Annotated in this window: 20 protein-coding genes; 12 read left to right on the top strand and 8 right to left on the bottom strand. The window is 71.4% G+C overall.

Annotated elements, in window-relative coordinates; all coding sequences use genetic code 11:
- Positions 1-42: 42 nt before the first annotated feature.
- A complete protein-coding gene (locus AB0B89_RS01420) occupies positions 43-531 on the bottom strand; it encodes a RidA family protein (protein ID WP_358546415.1) in 489 nt (162 codons plus the stop codon).
- A gap of 181 nt (positions 532-712) precedes the next feature.
- On the opposite strand from AB0B89_RS01420, the gene AB0B89_RS01415 reads away from it, so the two are divergent.
- A complete protein-coding gene (locus tag AB0B89_RS01415) occupies positions 713-1,123 on the top strand; it encodes a VOC family protein (RefSeq protein ID WP_358546412.1) in 411 nt (136 codons plus the stop codon).
- A 119-nt stretch (positions 1,124-1,242) separates the two neighbouring features.
- Entirely contained in the window at positions 1,243-1,614 is a 372-nt protein-coding gene (locus tag AB0B89_RS01410) for an MmcQ/YjbR family DNA-binding protein (RefSeq protein WP_358546410.1), read from the top strand.
- A 134-nt stretch (positions 1,615-1,748) separates the two neighbouring features.
- On the opposite strand, the gene AB0B89_RS01405 is transcribed toward AB0B89_RS01410, so the two are convergent.
- Complete coding sequence (locus AB0B89_RS01405) at positions 1,749-2,045, bottom strand: hypothetical protein (protein ID WP_358546407.1); 297 nt, start codon at positions 2,043-2,045, stop codon at positions 1,749-1,751.
- Positions 2,046-2,367: 322 nt separating this feature from the next.
- Here AB0B89_RS01405 and AB0B89_RS01400 point away from each other — a divergent pair, with 322 nt between their 5' ends.
- Positions 2,368-3,171, top strand: a complete 804-nt coding sequence (locus tag AB0B89_RS01400) for a DUF3152 domain-containing protein (protein ID WP_358546404.1) — start codon at positions 2,368-2,370, stop codon at positions 3,169-3,171.
- A gap of 8 nt (positions 3,172-3,179) precedes the next feature.
- Here AB0B89_RS01400 and AB0B89_RS01395 read toward each other — a convergent pair whose 3' ends face one another.
- Complete coding sequence (locus tag AB0B89_RS01395; RefSeq protein WP_358546401.1) at positions 3,180-5,273, bottom strand: AMP-binding protein; 2,094 nt, start codon at positions 5,271-5,273, stop codon at positions 3,180-3,182.
- 131 nt (positions 5,274-5,404) lie between these two features.
- A complete protein-coding gene (locus tag AB0B89_RS01390; RefSeq protein WP_358546522.1) occupies positions 5,405-6,094 on the bottom strand; it encodes a sulfotransferase family protein in 690 nt (229 codons plus the stop codon).
- A 263-nt stretch (positions 6,095-6,357) separates the two neighbouring features.
- On the opposite strand from AB0B89_RS01390, the gene AB0B89_RS01385 reads away from it, so the two are divergent.
- The gene (locus AB0B89_RS01385; protein ID WP_358546398.1) at positions 6,358-6,504 is read left to right on the top strand and encodes a hypothetical protein; all 147 of its coding nucleotides are present in this window, start codon (positions 6,358-6,360) and stop codon (positions 6,502-6,504) included.
- A gap of 17 nt (positions 6,505-6,521) precedes the next feature.
- Positions 6,522-8,465 carry an N-acetylmuramoyl-L-alanine amidase gene (locus AB0B89_RS01380; RefSeq protein WP_358546396.1) on the top strand — a complete coding sequence of 648 codons (1,944 nt, stop codon included), beginning with the start codon at positions 6,522-6,524 and terminating at the stop codon, positions 8,463-8,465.
- A 7-nt stretch (positions 8,466-8,472) separates the two neighbouring features.
- On the opposite strand, the gene AB0B89_RS01375 is transcribed toward AB0B89_RS01380, so the two are convergent.
- From AB0B89_RS01375 to AB0B89_RS01365, 3 genes are all read right to left on the bottom strand, one after another.
- Positions 8,473-9,030 (bottom strand): DUF6461 domain-containing protein, encoded by a 558-nt coding sequence (locus AB0B89_RS01375; protein WP_358546393.1) that lies wholly within the window; start codon positions 9,028-9,030, stop codon positions 8,473-8,475.
- 245 nt (positions 9,031-9,275) lie between these two features.
- Positions 9,276-10,664, bottom strand: a complete 1,389-nt coding sequence (locus AB0B89_RS01370) for a glycine--tRNA ligase (RefSeq protein ID WP_358546391.1) — start codon at positions 10,662-10,664, stop codon at positions 9,276-9,278.
- Positions 10,665-10,811: 147 nt separating this feature from the next.
- Positions 10,812-11,093 carry an antibiotic biosynthesis monooxygenase family protein gene (locus tag AB0B89_RS01365; RefSeq protein ID WP_358546389.1) on the bottom strand — a complete coding sequence of 94 codons (282 nt, stop codon included), beginning with the start codon at positions 11,091-11,093 and terminating at the stop codon, positions 10,812-10,814.
- Positions 11,094-11,157: 64 nt separating this feature from the next.
- Between AB0B89_RS01365 and AB0B89_RS01360 the strand changes: the two genes are divergently transcribed.
- The 7 genes from AB0B89_RS01360 to AB0B89_RS01330 all read left to right on the top strand — a co-directional run bounded on the left by AB0B89_RS01360 (position 11,158) and on the right by AB0B89_RS01330 (position 16,785).
- A complete protein-coding gene (locus AB0B89_RS01360; protein ID WP_358546387.1) occupies positions 11,158-11,613 on the top strand; it encodes a DUF6703 family protein in 456 nt (151 codons plus the stop codon).
- A 61-nt stretch (positions 11,614-11,674) separates the two neighbouring features.
- The gene (locus tag AB0B89_RS01355) at positions 11,675-12,646 is read left to right on the top strand and encodes a metal ABC transporter substrate-binding protein (RefSeq protein ID WP_358546520.1); all 972 of its coding nucleotides are present in this window, start codon (positions 11,675-11,677) and stop codon (positions 12,644-12,646) included.
- Between the two features lie 68 nt (positions 12,647-12,714).
- Positions 12,715-13,515: a metal ABC transporter ATP-binding protein gene (locus AB0B89_RS01350; RefSeq protein WP_358546518.1), complete on the top strand. Its 801-nt coding sequence runs from the start codon at positions 12,715-12,717 to the stop codon at positions 13,513-13,515.
- Positions 13,512-14,345 carry a metal ABC transporter permease gene (locus AB0B89_RS01345; RefSeq protein WP_358546385.1) on the top strand — a complete coding sequence of 278 codons (834 nt, stop codon included), beginning with the start codon at positions 13,512-13,514 and terminating at the stop codon, positions 14,343-14,345. The genes AB0B89_RS01350 and AB0B89_RS01345 overlap by 4 nt, the downstream gene beginning before the upstream one ends.
- A 70-nt stretch (positions 14,346-14,415) precedes the next feature.
- The gene (locus tag AB0B89_RS01340; protein ID WP_358546383.1) at positions 14,416-14,805 is read left to right on the top strand and encodes a Fur family transcriptional regulator; all 390 of its coding nucleotides are present in this window, start codon (positions 14,416-14,418) and stop codon (positions 14,803-14,805) included.
- A gap of 221 nt (positions 14,806-15,026) precedes the next feature.
- A complete protein-coding gene (locus tag AB0B89_RS01335; protein ID WP_358546380.1) occupies positions 15,027-15,575 on the top strand; it encodes a CGNR zinc finger domain-containing protein in 549 nt (182 codons plus the stop codon).
- A gap of 103 nt (positions 15,576-15,678) precedes the next feature.
- On the top strand, positions 15,679-16,785 hold the full coding sequence (locus tag AB0B89_RS01330) for a DUF5685 family protein (RefSeq protein ID WP_358546377.1): 1,107 nt from the start codon (positions 15,679-15,681) through the stop codon (positions 16,783-16,785).
- 17 nt (positions 16,786-16,802) lie between these two features.
- Here the strand turns inward: AB0B89_RS01330 and AB0B89_RS01325 are convergent, their stop codons facing one another.
- Entirely contained in the window at positions 16,803-17,576 is a 774-nt protein-coding gene (locus tag AB0B89_RS01325; protein WP_358546374.1) for an isoprenyl transferase, read from the bottom strand.
- Positions 17,577-17,598 lie beyond the last annotated feature (22 nt).

Below are 17,598 nucleotides of genomic sequence, written 5' to 3'. Positions count from 1 at the left end.
TCGGCGGAACCTACAGGCGACCGGCCCGGTGCGCGGCCGTCCTCACGTGATGGCCACTTCGGCTTCGATCTCGACGGGGATGGAGTACGGGAGCTCGGCCAGGCCGACGGCGGAGCGGGCGTGTCTTCCCTGGTCGGGACCCCAGAGTTGGAGGATCAGGTCGGAGAATCCGTTGATCACCGCCGGCGTGTGGGTGAACCCGGGCGCGGTGTTGACCATGCCGAACACCCTCAGCCAACCGGTGATCCGGTCGAGGTCGCCGAGTTCCCGCTTGAGGCTCGCGAGGATGGCCAGACCCGTCAGCCGCGCCGCCTGGTAGCCCTGCTCGCGGGTGAGCCGCTCCCCGACCTTGCCCAGCGGCTCGGCCAGCGAGCCGTCCGCCGCCAGCGGCCCGTGCCCGGATACGAAAGCACGGTCGCCATGCACCCTGACCCAGGGGAACGGCAGCTCGGCACCCGTCGGCAGCCGCATCGGCTCGGGCAGCACGAGCCCCAGTTCGTCCAGTCTCTTCTCGATATGCATGAAGGCCATCCGTAGTGGCACCCTCTCCCCCAGGTCAAGTACGCGCAGCCCTGGTGCGCCGCACCGGGCGGGGACGGCACAATGGTCTGGGTGCCGGGTTATTCGTGTTCCGGGACACCGGCCGGAGGGAGTCGGTCATGGAGATGGCATGCGGGGTGCCCGCCGCCGGGCCGCGTTTCATGGAGATGGCATGACTCAGATACCGCGACCCCAGGTCTGGCCGACCCTGCGCGCCCGCGACGCCCGCACGCTCATCGCCTTCCTCGTCGAGGCGTTCGGCTTCGAGGAGACCGTCGTGTACGGCGAGGGCGACCGCGTCGACCACGCCCAGCTCGACTGGCCGCTCGGCGGAGGGATCATGCTCGGCTCCGTTCGTGAGCCCGGTGAGGACGACCCGTGGTCCCTGTCCCCTGGCACCTTCGGCGCGTACGTCGTCACCGACGATCCCGACCGGCTGTTCGCCCACGCCACCAGGGCCGGCGCGGAGGTGGTCCACGGGCTGCGCGAGACCGACTACGGATCCCGCGAGTTCGCCGTCCGCGACCCCGAGGGCAACCTGTGGTCCTTCGGCACCTACCGCGGCGAACCCCGCAAGGGCTGACCCCTGGCGCGCTTCCGTCACGACCGACGCGACGAGAAGCGGCCTCCACCGGCGGGGTGCCGGCCTCCGCCTGTGGACGTGTGTCGATAAATGTCGGGGTCCTTTGATAGACGTAGGCCATGGGTGTGACTGTCGATGAGTTCCTGGTGATGCTCGACCAGCTTCCCGAGGTGAAGCAGAGCGACGGCGACGACTGGATCGCGCTGAAGGTGCGCGGCAAGGGCTTCGGCTACCTGTGGGAGAAGACCGAGACCGTGGGGCTCAAGGCGACCATCGACGAGCAGATCGCACTGGTGGCCGAGCGGCCGGAGGTGTTCGAGCCCCAGTTCACCGCGGGCCGGTTCGGCTGGGTCGTGGTCCATCTCGCGAAGATCGATCCAGATGAGCTTCTGGAGCTGGTCACCGAGGCCTGGTGCCTCACGGCTCCCAGGCAACTGGTCGACGCCCACGAGTCCGGTCCGCTGGGGCGAGCCATGCCACCCACGCGCTGAGGCGCCCGAACCACGGCGGGGTGCGCTCGGCCGGCCGTACGAGCATCGGGGGGCGGAGGCGCGTCGCCGCGCCCCCGCCCCGCCCGAAGCCGTTGCTCCGCGGGTGCGACCGTCCTGCTGGAGACTGGACGGTCTCAGCGGGTGATCGTCGGAGCGGGTGTGCCCTGGGGCTTGGGGACGCGGATCGTGCTGGTCGGCTTGGAGCCGGCCTTGCGTGAGTCCGCGGTGATGTAGCAGTCGTAGTAGCAGTAGTAGGCGTCGCAGTAACGCAGGAAGCAGATCACGCCACTCGCGTCGTCGGTGGCTCGCGTGCACGCCGCCGCCGGTGACATCTTGGGCGATGCGGCCTGAGCCGTTGTCGCGGGGAACGCGACGAACAGACCGGCTCCGGCCAGCACCACGGCGGCCAGGGTTGTGCCGACATTACGCATGATTCCTCCTCGCTCCCGCCGCTGCCTGGACATCTGCCACAAGCAGTCGGCGAAGATCCTTTGAAACTCCAGTTGCCGCCACCCTAAGCCACTGAATAGTTACTCACAGTCATCGGCACGACCGGCGCGTCACCCATGGCGCCGGCCGTGGACGCGGCGCGTGGGGGCAGGTGCCGTGACGTTGGGCTCAGGGGTGAGTAAGGGGTCGAGCGGTGATCGGTAATAGGCTTGGCCGTCGATGTCCCGCAACCTAACGCCTCAGATTCACGGCCCCAAAAGGCCCTCCACGCTTCTGCTCGCATGCGCCGCCGGAGTCGCGGTCATGATCGTTGGAGGCGTCCTCGTACTCGACGGAGCGAAGGGGTCGTCCGCCCAGAGCACCCCGTACGGTTCGTCGGATCCGGCCGGGCGCCCGCAGGCGACGCACCCGGCTCTCGCCGCGTCCAAGCCGTCGCCCACACCGGGGCCCGGAGACACGTCACACCCGGACTCCAAGGACGAATCCGGCACTCCGAGGAAACAGCTCCCGGGTGAGCGAGATCAGCCGCCCGTGGTACGGGTCCCGCAGGCCGCGAAAGGCCGTTACTCCGTGGTTCAGGGGACCGCCCGGCCGCCGAAGAAGAGCCACGGAAAGGTGATCCGGTACATGGTGGAGGTCGAGAAGGGCCTTCCCTTCGAGAAGGAGGCGTTCGCGGCCGCGGTACACCGGACCCTCAATGACCCGCGTAGCTGGGGGTCCGGGGGCCGCCTGCGGTTCAAGCGTGTCGATCACGGGCCCGTACGGTTCCGCGTGGCCCTGTCCAGCCCCGCGATGACGAACGCGCGCTGCCTGCCGATGAGCACGTACGGCGAGCTTTCCTGCTGGAACGGCAGGCAAGCGGTCATCAACGCGAAGCGGTGGGGTCAGGGCATCCCGGGCTACCGCGGCGACCTGGCGTCCTACCGGGAGTACGTGATCAACCACGAGGTGGGCCACGCGCTCGGGCACGGCCACGAGTTCTGCCCCGGTCCCGGCAGGCGGGCCCCGGTGATGGTCCAGCAGACGATCTCCCTCCAGCGGTGCCGCCCCAACGCGTGGCCGTTCCGAAACGCCCGCACTCCCGAGAGCGCGTCAGCCGATCGGTGAGGCCGGGGTCACGGGCGGGGCTCGCGGAGCAGGCGTTCGCGGAGTTCGTTCTTGAGGACCTTGCCCAGGGGGTTGCGTGGCAGGGTGTCGACGCAGGCGAGGTGGGTGGGCAGGTACCACTCGGTCATGCCGCGCCGCAGGAGGTGGTCGCGCAGGCCGTCGAGGGTGGGCGGGGTGCCTTCGGGAACCACGACGGCGCACACCATCTCCTCACCGACGGTGTTCTGACACCCGACGATGGCCACGTCGGCGACGGCCGGGTGCCCCAGCAGTTCGTCCTCGACCTCCAGGACCGGGATCGGGTGCGGGCTGCCGACGCGGTCGGCGACCCTGGACAGGTAGCGCAGGCCACCGCGTCCGTCCTCCGCGACGAGGTCCCCGGTGTCGTACCAGCCGCCCGCGGTGTCCGGAGCCCACACGAGCCTCCGGCTGCCGAGCTCGAAGGTCCCCACGCACACCGATGAACCGCGCACCCACAGCCGGAACACCGCGCCGCCGACCTCCCGATCGCCGGAGGGGCCGGGGCGGCCGGACGCGCAAAGGGCGTCCGAGCCGGGGAGATCAGGGGAGCCTGAGGGATCGAGGGCGTCGGGGGCGTCGGGGAGGAGGCGGACCTCGCGGCCCGGGGTGGGGCGGCCGATGCTCTGGCCCGGCCAGTCGGGCGGATCGTCGGCGGCCGTCAGGGTGATCCCGCCCGTCTCGGTCATCCCGAAGCCGTTGACGAGCCCTGGGCAGAGCAGTTCACGGATCGGTGCGACGAACGAGGCGGGCAGCGGAGCTCCGGTGCTGGTCACCAGGCGCAGGCCGGGCAGGGGACGTCGCCGCCGCCGCTGCGCCCGGACCAGGTTGCCCAGCATCTCCGGCGCCCCGAGGAAATGGGTGACGTGGTGCCGCGCGAGGAGGTCCAGCCAGATGTCCGGGTCGCGGGTGTCGGCGAACACGGATGTGCACCGCGCCACCAGGGGTGTCAGCACGTTGGTACGCATCCCCACCGAGTGGGTCAGATCGGCCGGGGTGCCGACCCTGGGATCGCGCACGTCGCGCAGCGCGCCCCGCCTCGCCCGGGTGGAGGCGTACTGCGTGTTGGGCGTGTGCAGCACGCCCTTGACCTCGCCCGTCGTCCCGGAGGTGAACAGCACGAGGGACACCTCGTCGCTCCGGGCGAAGGACGTGCCGTCGCCGGCCGCGGCTGAGGGCGTACGTGCTCCCGGCGAGCCGGACGGAGCCGGAGTCCCCGAGCCGTCCAATCCATCCGAGCCGTCCGAGGGATCGGCCCCTGTGCCGGAGGACCCGTCCGAGCCGTCCGAGGGATCGGCCCCCGTGCCGGAGGACCCGTCCGAGCCGGGGAGGAGGGGGCCGAGAAGGTCGGTGAAAGGGATCGCGCCGGTGGTACGGGCGTCGCCGATGACCACGCGGTGACGGAGCCATGGCAGGCGGTCGCCGAGGTCGGCCAGAACGCGGGCGGGACTACGGCCGTCCGGCCTGTCGAAGAGACCCTCCCCCCGGCCGGCGGAGCCGTCCCCCCGACAGGCAGCGTCCCCTCGACCGGCGGCGACGTCACCCCGGCAGGCCGCGTCCCCTCGACCGGCGGCGACGTCACCCCGGCAGGCCGCGTCCCCTTGACCGGCGGGGGCGTCCTTCCGGCCGGCGGAGCCGTTCCAGCGGTCGACGGTGACGCACACGCTCGCCTGCGTTCCGGCGAGGATGCGCTCCACCTCGCGCGGCCCCATGGTCATCATCATCGGCACGGCGACCGCCCCGGCGTCCAGGCACGCGAGGGTCAGCGCCGCGGTCTCCCACCAGTTGGGAAGCTGGAAGGCGACCGCGTCCCCAGGGCGGACCCCGAGCTTCCGGAGCCCCGCCGACAGGCGGCCGACGTACACCGCCAGCTCGCCGAAGGTCACGGTCACCTCGCGCCCCTCGTCCCCGCGCCAGTTGACGAACGCCGTGCGGCCGGGGACCGCGGACGCCGCGTCGCGGAGGTCGTCGACGAACGACTCCCGTCGCCACCACCCCTGCGCGTAGTACATGTCCGCCGTCGCCGGCGGAACGCGCCGCGCGCCGACCAGGGCGCCTATCCCCCGCTCACCGCACTCCCGCATGACCGCCCCCGCTCACCGCACCCGCTCACCGCACCCGCCGCAAGACCGCCCCCGCTCACCACACCCGCACATGACCGCCCACGCTCACCGCACCCGCCGCGCGACCGCCCCCGCTCACCGGACCGGGCGGTTCACCGGACCGCCGTTTGGCCGCCGCCGGGCTCGGGGGGACGCAGGGTCAGGACGCGCCTGCGACGCCGGGCCGCCATGCTCTGGAACGCCGCCGTGTCGTTCAGGTGGGGGAACGGCTCGTCCGGCACGGGAACCCGGAGGAAGTCGCACAGCGGCTCCCACCCCTGGCACACCTCGTACACCAGCAGCCGGTCGGCGGGAACCGCGGCCAGCACGTGGGCGGTATGCCACTCGAAGACGCCCATCGCGTACTCAGGGTCCCCGAACCGGGCCCCGAAGGTGCCTTCCCAGATGACCCTCTCGCACATCCGCCGGCGGCACCTGAGCCCCCGGCAGGCCCCGTCCTCCAGCCTCATCAGCATCCCGGGCCATCCCGGCTGCCGGTGGCTGGACCGGTAGATCGTGTCACGCACGCTCGCGTACCACCTGCCGGTGTCCCGCACGGTGAGGATCACCTTTGCGTCCTGGTAGGCGTCCAGCAGTTCCTGCCAGAAGTAGCACGAGGGCCAGTCGACCGTCGCCTGGTATCCCTCCAGCAGCTCGTCCCAGGCCACCCGTTCCCCCTGTGCGGCCGCCTCCCATCCCCTGATCCGGTCGACATCGCCGTCGAGTGAGGACATGTGATGACATGGCCCACGGCCGAGACGCTCCAGGGCCGCTTTGAGCGAGTACGTTCCCGTCCGGCCCATGCCGGCCCCGATGACTTCCACCATGCGTTTCCCCCTGTGCAGGACGGCGCTTCCGCACGCCTGGCGGGGACTTCGATCGCGAACCTGATCGCGAGCGCTGCGAGGGCGAATCCGCACCAGTCCCGCATGTCGTTCTTTCATCCTTACACGGCGGGAAGCGGTCCCCCGAGACCGGGGAGGCTCCCCCAAGGCCCGGCAATACTCCTTGACACGCCGTATTACAAGAGTGGGATCAGAGGTCAAGATCCCGTATGGTGACCGTCGTGATCCCGGGCTTTGTCTTCCGCGCGGACCCGCTGAAGTCGCGATGTGTCGACGGGCACTTCGCGCGGCAGGCCCGGACCTTACGGGACCTGGGCGGCGCCGTCGCGCTCGTGGACCACGACGCCCGCAAGGAGCGCGCGCTCTGACTGAGAAAGGGTCGCAGATGCGCAGAACGCTTGCGGTCACCGCCTCCATGGCGGCGACCTTGCTCGTCACCCTTCCCCCGGCCCACGCCGATCCGTCCGCCGCCCCGCCCTCCCGCCAGGAGGCCTACAGGTCGGCCGCCGCCGCGTACGGCGTGCCCGAGAACGTCCTGCTCGGCGTGTCCTACCTGGAGTCCCGCTGGGACACCAACCACGGCCTTCCCAGCGTCACGGCCGGGTACGGTCCGATGCACCTGACGGACGCGCGCACGGCCCTCGCCGGGGCCGTCCCCCATCACAGCGAGGGCGCGGAGGACCCGCGCGGCGACGACGCGCGCCCGTCCAAGCTCCCCAAGGCGTCCGAACCCGCGCAGCAGCCCGAAGCGGGGTCGCAGACGGCCGACGAGGCCGCCCGCCTCACCGGGCTCCCGGCGGAACAGCTGGTCAGGGAACCGAGTGCCAACCTGCTCGGCGGAGCGGCCCTGCTCGCCCAGTACCAGAAGGACCTGAAGATCCCGGCGAGCTCCGATCCGGCCGACTGGTACGGCGCGGTGGCCCGGTACTCGGGGGCGCAGGACGCCGAGACCGCCCGGCAGTTCGCCGACGAGGTGTTCACCACCCTCAAGGAGGGCGTGAGCAGGGTCACCGACGACGGTCAGAAGGTTTCGCTGCCCGCCTCACCGGAGATCGCTCCGCGCATGGAGCAAGTGGACCGCCTGGGGCTGCGCGAGGCCGAGGGCAAGACCGTCGAGTGCCCGAAGAGGCTCGCCTGCGAATGGTTCCCGGCGCCCTACCAGAAGCTGGGGGACGCCCCGGGCGACTACGGCAACCACGACCTGTCCGACCGGCCGCGCAACCAGCGGATCGACTACATCGTCCTGCACGACACCGAGGAGACCTACGACAAGACCCTCAGGCTCGTGGCCGATCCCACGTACGTGAGCTGGCACTACACGATCCGCTCGGCCGACGGTCACATCGCCCAGCACGTGAGGACCAAGGACGTCGCCTGGCACGCCGGCAACTGGTACGTCAACGCCAAGTCCATCGGCATCGAGCACGAGGGCTTCCTGGCCAAGGCCGGCTCCTGGTACACCGAGGCGATGTACCGCAGCTCGGCCCGGCTGGTGCGCTACCTCGCCAAGCGGTACGACATCCCGCTGGACCGCGCGCACATCCTCGGCCACGACAACGTCCCCGGCACGATCCCCGGCAACGTGGCCACCATGCACGTCGACCCGGGGCCGTACTGGGACTGGGGCCACTACTTCGAGCTGATGCGCCATCCGTTCACCTCCAGGGGCGGCGCGCACGGCGGCATGGTGACGATCAGGACGGACTACGCGAACCACCAGCCGCGCTACACCGGCTGCGACAGGCCCGGCGTGGACTGCCCGCCGCACGGTTCCGCGTCGGTCTGGCTGCACACCGAGCCGAGCGAGGACGCGCCCCTGGTGAAGGACATCGGGCGCAGGCCCGGCGGGGACTCGACGTACGACGTCTCCGACCACGGCGCCAGGGCCACCACGGGCCAGCAGTACGCGCTCGCCGGCAGGAAGGGCGACTGGACGGCCATCTGGTACCTCGGCCAGGTCGCGTGGTTCCGCAACCCCCATGACCACCCCACCGCGGTCAACGCCACCGGCCTGGTCGTCACGCCGAAGCCCGGCCGCGACTCCGTGCCGGTGTACGGCAGGGCCTATCCGGAGCCCGAGGCGTACCCGAAGGGCGTGCCCGTGCAGGCGATCGTCCCCCTGCAGTACTCGATCCCGCAGGGCCAGCGGTACGCCGTCGGCCTGGCGACGCGCGGCGAGTACTACTACGCGGTGACCTTCGACCAGGACACCCACACGGTGGTCAGGGGCCGCACGCTGTACTACCAGATCCAGCTCGGGCACCGGGTCGCGTTCGTCAAGGCCGACGACGTGTACATCGCCCCGTCGTCGCTCGGCGCACCGCGCTGACGCCGGCTCAGTAGTCGGGGAGGATGCCCCGCACTCCCCTGCCGGTCTGCGGGTTCTCGGGGGCCCGCACTCCGGTGAGGCTTTCCGCGAGGACGAGCGCCGTGGTGACGTCCGCCTTGGGGCCGTCCTCGCCGTCGGCGGTGACCAGGCCGAGCTCGCGCATCTCCACCAGGTGGCGGTCGGGCTCGCTGCCCGATCGGGAGTCGCCGGGGAACTGGGGGTCGAAGCTGAGGATCTCCTCGCCCCCCTCGTACAGCACGAAGGTCTGGTCGAAGTTCACGTTGCGGAACACGCTCACCACCACCGTGCCGGCCGAGAGGGGACGCAGGACCTGGTCCATGGTGGCGGCGTAGCCGTTCTCCTCGATCAGCAGCGCGCCGCCCTCGCAGGGCTCCGCCACCAGGAGGCCCTCCAGCAGGTCGTCCTCGTCGTCCTCGTCGGTGAGCGGTTCGACTCCGACGCGGCGCAGCGCCTCCTCCGGCGTGAGGTCGCGCACGAAGGTGAAGCAGTAGCCCGTGTCGCCGCGCGAGAACCAGTCGTATCCGGTGTGGCCGGTGCCGCTCACGTGAAACCCCCCACGTTCGAAGGATGGAGAGCGACCATTCTCGACCCGCGCGGTGACCATCCCGTGGCCCGGCGGTTGCCACGGCGTGCACATCGCCCGCCGAGAAACCGACGGCGATGAGCGCCTCCCGCCGAAGACGGCGACGCGCATCACCCGCCGGAACGAGACGCAGCGCGAACAGGCCGGACCGAAACGCCGACGGCGCCCGGCCCCGTCGTGGGACCGGGCGCCGCCCGGAGCGGAACTCAGTCGTTGAGGTGCTGGCGCAGGTAGGAGTCCACCTGGTCGAGGGCGATGCGCTTCTGGGCCATGGAGTCGCGCTCGCGGATCGTCACGGCCTGGTCCTCAAGGGTGTCGAAGTCGACCGTGATGCAGAACGGCGTGCCGATCTCGTCCTGGCGGCGGTAGCGGCGGCCGATCGCTCCCGCGTCGTCGAACTCGACGTTCCAGCGGCGGCGGAGCTGGGCGGCGAGGTCGCGGGCCTTGGGCGACAGGTCGGAGTTGCGCGACAGGGGCAGCACGGCGGCCTTGACCGGCGCGAGCCGGTGGTCGAGCCGCATGACCGTGCGCTGCTCCATGACGCCCTTGGCGTTGGGCGCCTCGTCGACGGTGTACGCGTCCATCATGAAGGTCAGCGTGCAGCGGTCGACGCCTGCCGCGGGCTCGATGACGTACGGGACGTAGCGCTCGCCGGAGTCCTGCTCGAAGAACGACAGGTCGGTGCCGGAGGCCGCCGCGTGGGTGGTGAGGTCGAAGTCGGTGCGGTTGGCCACCCCCTCCAGCTCACCCCACTCGGAGCCGGTGAAGTTGAAGCGGTACTCGACGTCGACGGTGCGCTTGGAGTAGTGCGACAGCTTGTCCTTCGGGTGCTCGTACAGCCGGAGGTTGTCGCGGTTGATGCCGAGGTCGACATACCACTGGAAGCGCTGGTCGATCCAGTACTGGTGCCATTCCTCGTCGCTGCCCGGCTTGACGAAGAACTCCATCTCCATCTGCTCGAACTCGCGGGTGCGGAAGATGAAGTTGCCCGGGGTGATCTCGTTGCGGAACGACTTGCCGATCTGGCCGATGCCGAACGGGATCTTCTTGCGGGACGACTGCTGCACGTTGAGGTAGTTGATGAAGATGCCCTGCGCGGTCTCGGGCCGGAGGTAGGCCAGGCCGGACTCGTCCTCGACGGCGCCGAGGTAGGTCTTGAGCAGGCCGTTGAACATGCGGGGAGCGGTGAAGGCGCCCTTGGTGCCGCAGCTCGGGCAGGTCAGGTCGGCCAGGCCGTTCTCGGGGGCCTTGCCGCCGTGCTTCTCGGCGTACGCCTCTTCGAGGTGGTCGGCGCGGTAGCGCTTGTGGCAGGACTGGCACTCGGTCAGCGGGTCGACGAACTCCCTGACGTGGCCGCTGGCCTCCCACACCTCGCGGGCGAGGATCACCGAGGAGTCGAGGCCGACGACGTCGTCGCGGCCCTGGACCATGGACTTCCACCACTCGCGCTTGACGTTGTTCTTGAGCTCGACACCGAGGGGACCGTAGTCCCAGGACGCGCGCAGACCTCCGTAGATCTCGCTCGACGGGTAGACGAGCCCGCGGCGTTTGGCGAGGCTGACGATCGTGTCCATGATGTCGGTACGGCGGGCCATCAAGAATCTCCATCCGGCTGGCGGTCGGGGTTGGGTTTATCGATCAGAGGGCGCGTCACCTGCCCGATCACCCCCAAGCTTAGGGGAACCGGTGACGCGACCCGCCCACAATCGGCGTCCAGGGCCAAGCCGCCCCTGGCGCGCGGTTCAAGGTTTGCTGACCAGAACCTCGAAGGCGCTTGGCTCATTGATCATCAGTGTCATGAGCGGATACATCTCCATGCGCGCGGCCGACAGGGCCCGGCGGTAGAACCCGGCGCCCTCCCACTCGCTGACGACCGCCCACAGGTCGGGCTCGTCCACGGATCTTCCGACGTGCCCGCCGAGATATCCGGTCTGGGCGGCGAGCGTGCCGAGGATCGACGTGGCCTTCTCGACGAACTCGTCGGCCCGCGCGTCCGGGACGGAGTACCTGATGAGGGCAAGCATGCCGTTCAGCATGCCAGTACGCATAGGGTGCCGTGACGAAGCCCTCCGACGTTAGGCTCGAAGCGTGGCCGACAAGCACGATCCCAGCGACTCCTCGCCGTCCTCGTCCTCCTCGCCGAAGCGTGGCGTGCCCGACCATCCGCTGGCGCAGCGCGGGCGGCCCACCGGCCGTACGGGCGCCGGTCGCACGGCGTCGCGGCCCCTTCCCCGGGGCGAGCACTTCCTCACGCCGGGGGCCACGGGCCTGCGCCGCACGGTGGAGCAGAAGAGCGCGGCCCCGCTGGTCTTCCTGTACGGGCTGCCGCGCTGGGTCCTCCCTGTCGTCCTGGTGATCCTGCTACTGGTGGGGTTCGCCGTGGCCGACTGGCGGGGTGGCGTCGCGGTCCTGCCGGTGATCGGCTTCGTGGGCTGGCTGGCGTACATGTCGTGGCCGTCGCTGGGCACGGGGGCCCGGATCCTGCGCGTCGCGCTCGCGACGTTCCTGATCGCCGTCGCCGCCGCCCGTTTCGGGCTGTTCTGAGGGACGCGCCCAGCAACGATTTTGACAACGGTTTTCATTCTGGCGCATACTTGTGCGCGTGATGCCCTTTTCGTCCGGATACAACCGGCGCAAGCCGTCCACATACCGGCGCCCTCGCGCCATCTCCCTCCTCCTCGGCGCCGGGGCTCTCCTCGCCGCGACCGCGTGCTCGGCGGGCACCAAGGCCTCCGCGGACGAGCGGGGCACGGGCAAGCCGAGGGTTCTGGCCGCCTTCTATCCCCTTGAGTGGATCTCCACCCGCGTCGGCGGATCGGACGTCACGGTCACCGGGCTGACCCAGCCCGGCGTCGAGCCGCACGACCTGGAGCTGACCCCGCGCCAGATCGCCGACATCGAGCGGGCCGACCTGATCGTCTACGTCAAGGGCGTCCAGCCGGCGGTCGACGACGCCGTCCAGGAGCACGCCAAGGACCGGGCCTTCGACGCCGCCTCCACGATCACCACGCTGCCGGCGGGCGCGGAGGAGCACCAGGAGGGCGAGGACGCCCACGGGGGGCCCGGCTACGACCCGCATGTGTGGCTCGACCCGAGCAGGCTGGCCACCGTGGTCACCGAGCTCGGCAAGAGGCTGGCACAGGCCGACGCCGCGCACGCCGCCGCCTACACCGGCCGGGCCGACTCGGCGGCCGGGGAGCTCGGCGCCCTGGACAAGGAGTTCCGGCAGGGGCTGACCACCTGCTCCAGCCGCACGATCGTGACCGGCCACGCCGCCTTCGGCTACCTGGCCGACCGCTACAAGCTCAAGCAGGTCGGCGTCAGCGGCGTCGACCCGGAGGCCGAGCCCTCCCCCGCCCGCCTGGCCGAGGTGGCCGGGGTCGCGAGGCGGGAGCGGGTGACTACCATTTTCACCGAGGAACTCGTCAGCCCCAAGGTCGCCGAAGTCCTCGCCAAGGAGGTCGGCGCCACGACGGCGGTTCTCAACCCGATCGAGAGCCGTCCCCCGGCAGGGGACTACCTGTCCGCCGCGCGCGCGAACCTCTCCGCTCTCCGCACCGCACTTGGATGCTCATGACGCGATCAGCACAGGCGACCGGCGTGGCCCCGGCGCAGTCGCCGGGAGCCGCGCCCGTCGCGTTCGCGATGGCGGCCGGCCATGTCAGCCTCGACGGGCGGCCCGTGCTGCGCGGCATCGACCTGCGGATCGAGGCGGGCGAGGTGGTGGCCGTCCTCGGCGCCAACGGATCGGGCAAGTCCACGCTCATCCGGGCCCTTCTCGGCCTGACGCCGCTGTCGGCCGGCTCCGCCGAGCTGTACGGCGTGCCGCCCGGCCGGTTCCGCGACTGGTGGCGCATCGGCTACGTGCCGCAGCGCCTGTCCGTCGGCGGAGGGGTGCCGGCCACCGTGCGCGAGGTGGTGGGCTCCGGCCGCGTGGCCCGGCAGCGCCGGCTGCGCCGTACGAGCGCGGGGGACCGGGCGGCCGTGGCCAGTGCGCTCGACGCCGTGGGTCTCACCGGACGGGCCGGCGACCCCGTGGGGTGGCTGTCGGGGGGCCAGCAGCAGCGGGTGCTCATCGCCCGCGCGCTGGCGGGCGAGCCGGACACGTTCGTCATGGACGAGCCGACGGCCGGCGTGGACGCCGAGAGCCAGCGGCACCTGGCCGCCACGCTCGCGACGCTGGTCGAGCAGGGCAAGACCGTGCTGCTGGTCGCCCACGAGCTGGGGCCGATGGCGCCGCTGATCACACGGTCGGTCGTCCTGCGCGACGGCCGCGTCCTGCACGACGGCGCGCCACCCGCCGGGCCGGGCCACCGTCATGACGGCCCCGTCCTCGACGGCGCGCCGGACGGGACGAGCTGCCACCCCCACCCCGGCCACGAGCAGGCGCGTCCCCATGCCTACGAGGTGTCCGGCGGGCCGATGAGCCCGGGGGCCACGCAGTGATCGAGATGTTCGAGTACGACTTCATGTGGCGCGCGCTGATCGCCGCGCTGCTCGTGGGCCTGGCGGCTCCCGCCGTCGGCACCTTCATCGTCCAGCGGCGGCTCGCCCTGCTCGGCGACGGCATCGGCCACGTGGCCCTGACCGGCGTGGCGCTCGGCTTCCTCACCGGGACCGCGCCCGTGCTCACCGCCGTCGCGGTGGCGGTGCTCGGGGCGGTGACCATCGAGCTGGTCCGCGCGCGCGGCCGTACGACCGGGGACGTCGCGCTCGCGCTGCTGTTCTACGGAGGCATCGCGGGCGGGGTGCTGCTCATCGGGCTGGCCCCCGGCGGCAGCAACTCCACGCTCACCTCCTACCTGTTCGGCTCGATCAGCAGCGTCACCGCCGAGGACGTGTGGGTCATCGCGGTGCTCGCGGCCTTCGTTCTGGGCGTGGTGGTGATCTTCGGCCGCGAGCTGTTCGTGCTCTGCCAGGACGAGGAGGTCGCCAGGGTCAACGGGCTGCCGGTGCGCTTCCTGAGCCTGCTCATCGCGGTGACGGCCGCGCTCACCGTCGTGATCGCGATGCGCGTGGTCGGATTGCTGCTGGTCAGCGCCCTGATGGTGGTCCCGGTGGCCACCAGTCAGCAGGTCACGCGCGGCTTCACCACGACCATGCTGCTGGCCATGGCGCTCGGTGTGATCGCGACGGTCGGGGGGCTCACGTCCGCGTTCTACGCGAGCGTCGCGCCGGGGGCCGCGATCGTGCTCCTGGCGCTCGCCGGCTTCGTCCTGGCCCTCGGCGTGGGTAGATTCGTACGGCGAGGTCGTTCACAGGAGCCCAGTACATGAGCGTACGGTCATGCCGTACACAGGCCCAGTACATGAACGTGTGGTCATGCCGTGCATGGGAGTGCAGCCGATGACGAACCGCCGAGACGCCGTGCGGGACATCCTCGTCCACAGTGAGGGTTTCCGGAGCGCGCAGGACATCTACGCCCAGATGCGTTCCGACGGCGCCAAGATCGGGCTCACCACCGTGTACCGCGCCCTGCAGGCGCTGGCCGACTCCGGCCAGATCGACGTGCTGCGCACCGACGACGGCGAGTCGGTCTACCGGGCCTGCGCCACCGGCACCCACCACCATCACCTGGTCTGCCGCCACTGCGGCCGTACGGTGGAGGTGGCCGGGCCCGCCGTCGAGCGGTGGGCGGAGGGCGTGGGCGCCGAGCACGGCTTCACGGCGATCACGCACACCGTGGAGGTCTTCGGCACCTGCCCCTCCTGCTCGGCCATCGCCTCGGCGGGCTGACCGCCGGTCCGGCGGCCCCCGGGTACGTCCCCGGCGGGCCGTTCGCCGTCCGTCCCGGACCGGCCGCCTCCTGGCCACGTCCCGGACGTCTCTCCCTGGAGCAATCTTGTACGGGCCCCCCGACCGGATACGCTTCCGGGACCGGGAGTCCGGAGCGCGAGCGGCTTCCGCGCCCCCCGGCGACCGTGCCGCCGCCCGCACCACGTCCAACAGGAGAGACCATGCCATTCAGCCATGACATGGTGTGCTCGCTCGCCGCCGTGGCCGACCTGGTCAACACCGCGCCCGAAACGGGCGGCCCGGACGGCCTGACCGGCACCGGCGATCTCGACGCGTTCGTCAAGCGCCACGAGATGAGCGGCATCGAGGTGGTCGGCGCGGCCGACCTGGAGCAGGTGCGCGCCCTGCGCACGACGTTCCACGAGGTCTTCACCGCTCCCGACTCGGCCACGGCGGTCACCCGGCTCAACGTCCTGCTCGACCGCACCCAGATCACGGCCCGCCTGACCGAGCACGACGGCTTCCCCCTGCACGTGCACTACTTCGCCCCCGGGGCCTCGGTGGCCGAGCACCTGGCCGCCGACTGCGGAGTGGCGCTGGCCCACCTGCTGGTCGAGGGCGAGTGGGAACGCCTGCGCACCTGCTCCGCGCCCGACTGCGACAAGGTCTTCGTGGACGAGTCCCGCAACCGTTCGCGGGTCTACTGCGACAGCCGCACCTGCGGCAACCGCATGCACGTCGCCGCCTATCGCGCCCGCCGCAGGGCGTGAGAAGTCCCCCGCGAGGCTGAGGCGGCGCGGGGTGCGGACCGGTAGATTCTGGCGCGACAGAAGCGGACCAGGTCCGCAGATCTCCCGAAGTATGTGAGGCAAGATGTTCGGGATCATTCGCCCCTGCGGGGAACACTCCTGCCCATCGCTGCACCGCGCCTGGCTGGCGCACCTGTGCGGGCTCTGCCTCACCCTCCGCGACGGACAGGGCCAGGGCGCCCGGCTGGCCACCAACTACGACGGGCTGATCATCTCGGTGCTCACCGAGGCTCAGGGGACGGCCGCCTCACCGCACCGGACGGCCGGGCCGTGCGCGCTGCGCGGCTTCAGGCAGGCCGACGTGGTCGACGCCCGCGCGGAGGGGGTACGGCTGGCGGCCGCGGTCTCGCTCGTCCTCGCGGCGGGCAAGCTCCGCGACCACGTGGCGGACGGCGACGCCGCCCCCGGCACCGGCCCGGCCCGCAGGCTCCTGGCGGCCCGGTGGGAGGCGGCCGGCGCCCGCATGGGCACTTCGGTCGGATTCGACGCCGGCGTGCTGACCGCGACGATCGACCGCCAGCTCGACCTGGAACGCCGCCTCGCCGCGCCCGGGGCCCCCGGTGTGCTCGCCCCGGAGGGAAGGGACGACTTCAGGGGTGGGGCCGTGGCCACGCTGATGGAGCTGACGAGGCCCACGGAGGACGCGGTGGCCGCCGCGTTCGCGCACACGGCCACCCTGTCGGGGAGGGCGGGCAACGCGGCCCCGCTGGCCGAGGCGGGCCGGTTCTTCGGTCGGATCGCCCACCTGCTGGACGCGGTGGAGGACCAGGCGGACGACGACGCGCGCGGGGCGTTCAACCCGCTCACCGCGACCGGCGCCACCCGGCAGGAGGCCTGGCGGCTCTGCGACGACGCCGCGCACGGCCTGGACCTCGCCCTGCGCGAGGTGGAACTGGAGGACCGGCACCTGGTGCAGGTGCTGCTCGGCACCGAGGTGAGCCGGGCGGTGGAGCGGACCTTCGCCCTCACGGCGCCCGGAGCCTCCTACGAACGCCCCGGGTTCGTCCGCAAGTCCGCCGCCGGGGTGGCGACCTTCTTCACCTGCGGGATGTGGCGCCCGAGGTGGAGCAAGAGGAACGGCCGCCCCTGCGACGACCGCTGCTACCTGCGGTCCTGCGACGGCTGCGGCACGTGCGCCTGCGACGGCGCGTGCTGCGACTGCTCCCTCTGAGCGCCCTGCCCGAGTGCTCAGACCTGGTTGGGGAGGGCACCGCCGTACCTGCGGTCACGCTTGGCGAACGCCTCGCAGGCCTGCCACAGGTCACGGCGGTCGAAGTCGGGCCAGAGCTGGTTGAGGAAGACCATCTCGGCGTACGCCGACTGCCAGAGCAGGAAGTTGGACGTGCGCTGCTCGCCGGAGGACCGTACGAACAGGTCGACGTCGGGGATGTCGGGCTCGTCGAGGTAGCGGGCGAAGGTGCGCTCGGAGACCTTGTCGGCCCTGACCCTGCCGGCGGCGATGTCCTGCGCCAGCTTCACCGCGGCGTCGACGATCTCGGCCCTGCCCCCGTAGTTCACGCAGAACTGCAGGGTCAGCGTGCGGTTGTCGCGCGTCATCTCCTCGGCGTCCTGGAGCTCCTTGATGACGCTCTTCCAGAGCCGGCCGGGCCGCCCGGCCCAGCGCACCCGGACGCCCATGGCGTGCAGCTCGTCGCGGCGGCGGCGGATCACGTCGCGGTTGAACCCCATCAGGAAGCGGACCTCGTCGGGGGAACGGCGCCAGTTCTCGGTGGAGAAGGCATAGGCCGACAGGTTGGGGACGCCGAGCTCGATGGCCCCCTCGATCACGTCGAACAGCGAGGCCTCACCCGCCTTGTGACCCTCGGTCCTCGGGAGCCCGCGCGCCTTCGCCCAGCGCCCGTTGCCGTCCATGACGATCGCCACGTGCCGGGGGACCAGCTCGCGCGGGATCGGGGGCGGGACCGCCCCGGACGGGTGAGGGGTGGGCGGGCGGACGTTCACGGTCGGTTTCTCCTGTGCGTGT

Source organism: Sphaerisporangium sp. NPDC049002, assembly GCF_040649355.1.
Lineage (GTDB): Bacteria > Actinomycetota > Actinomycetes > Streptosporangiales > Streptosporangiaceae > Sphaerisporangium.
This window is presented reverse-complemented; position numbering and strand designations above follow the sequence as displayed.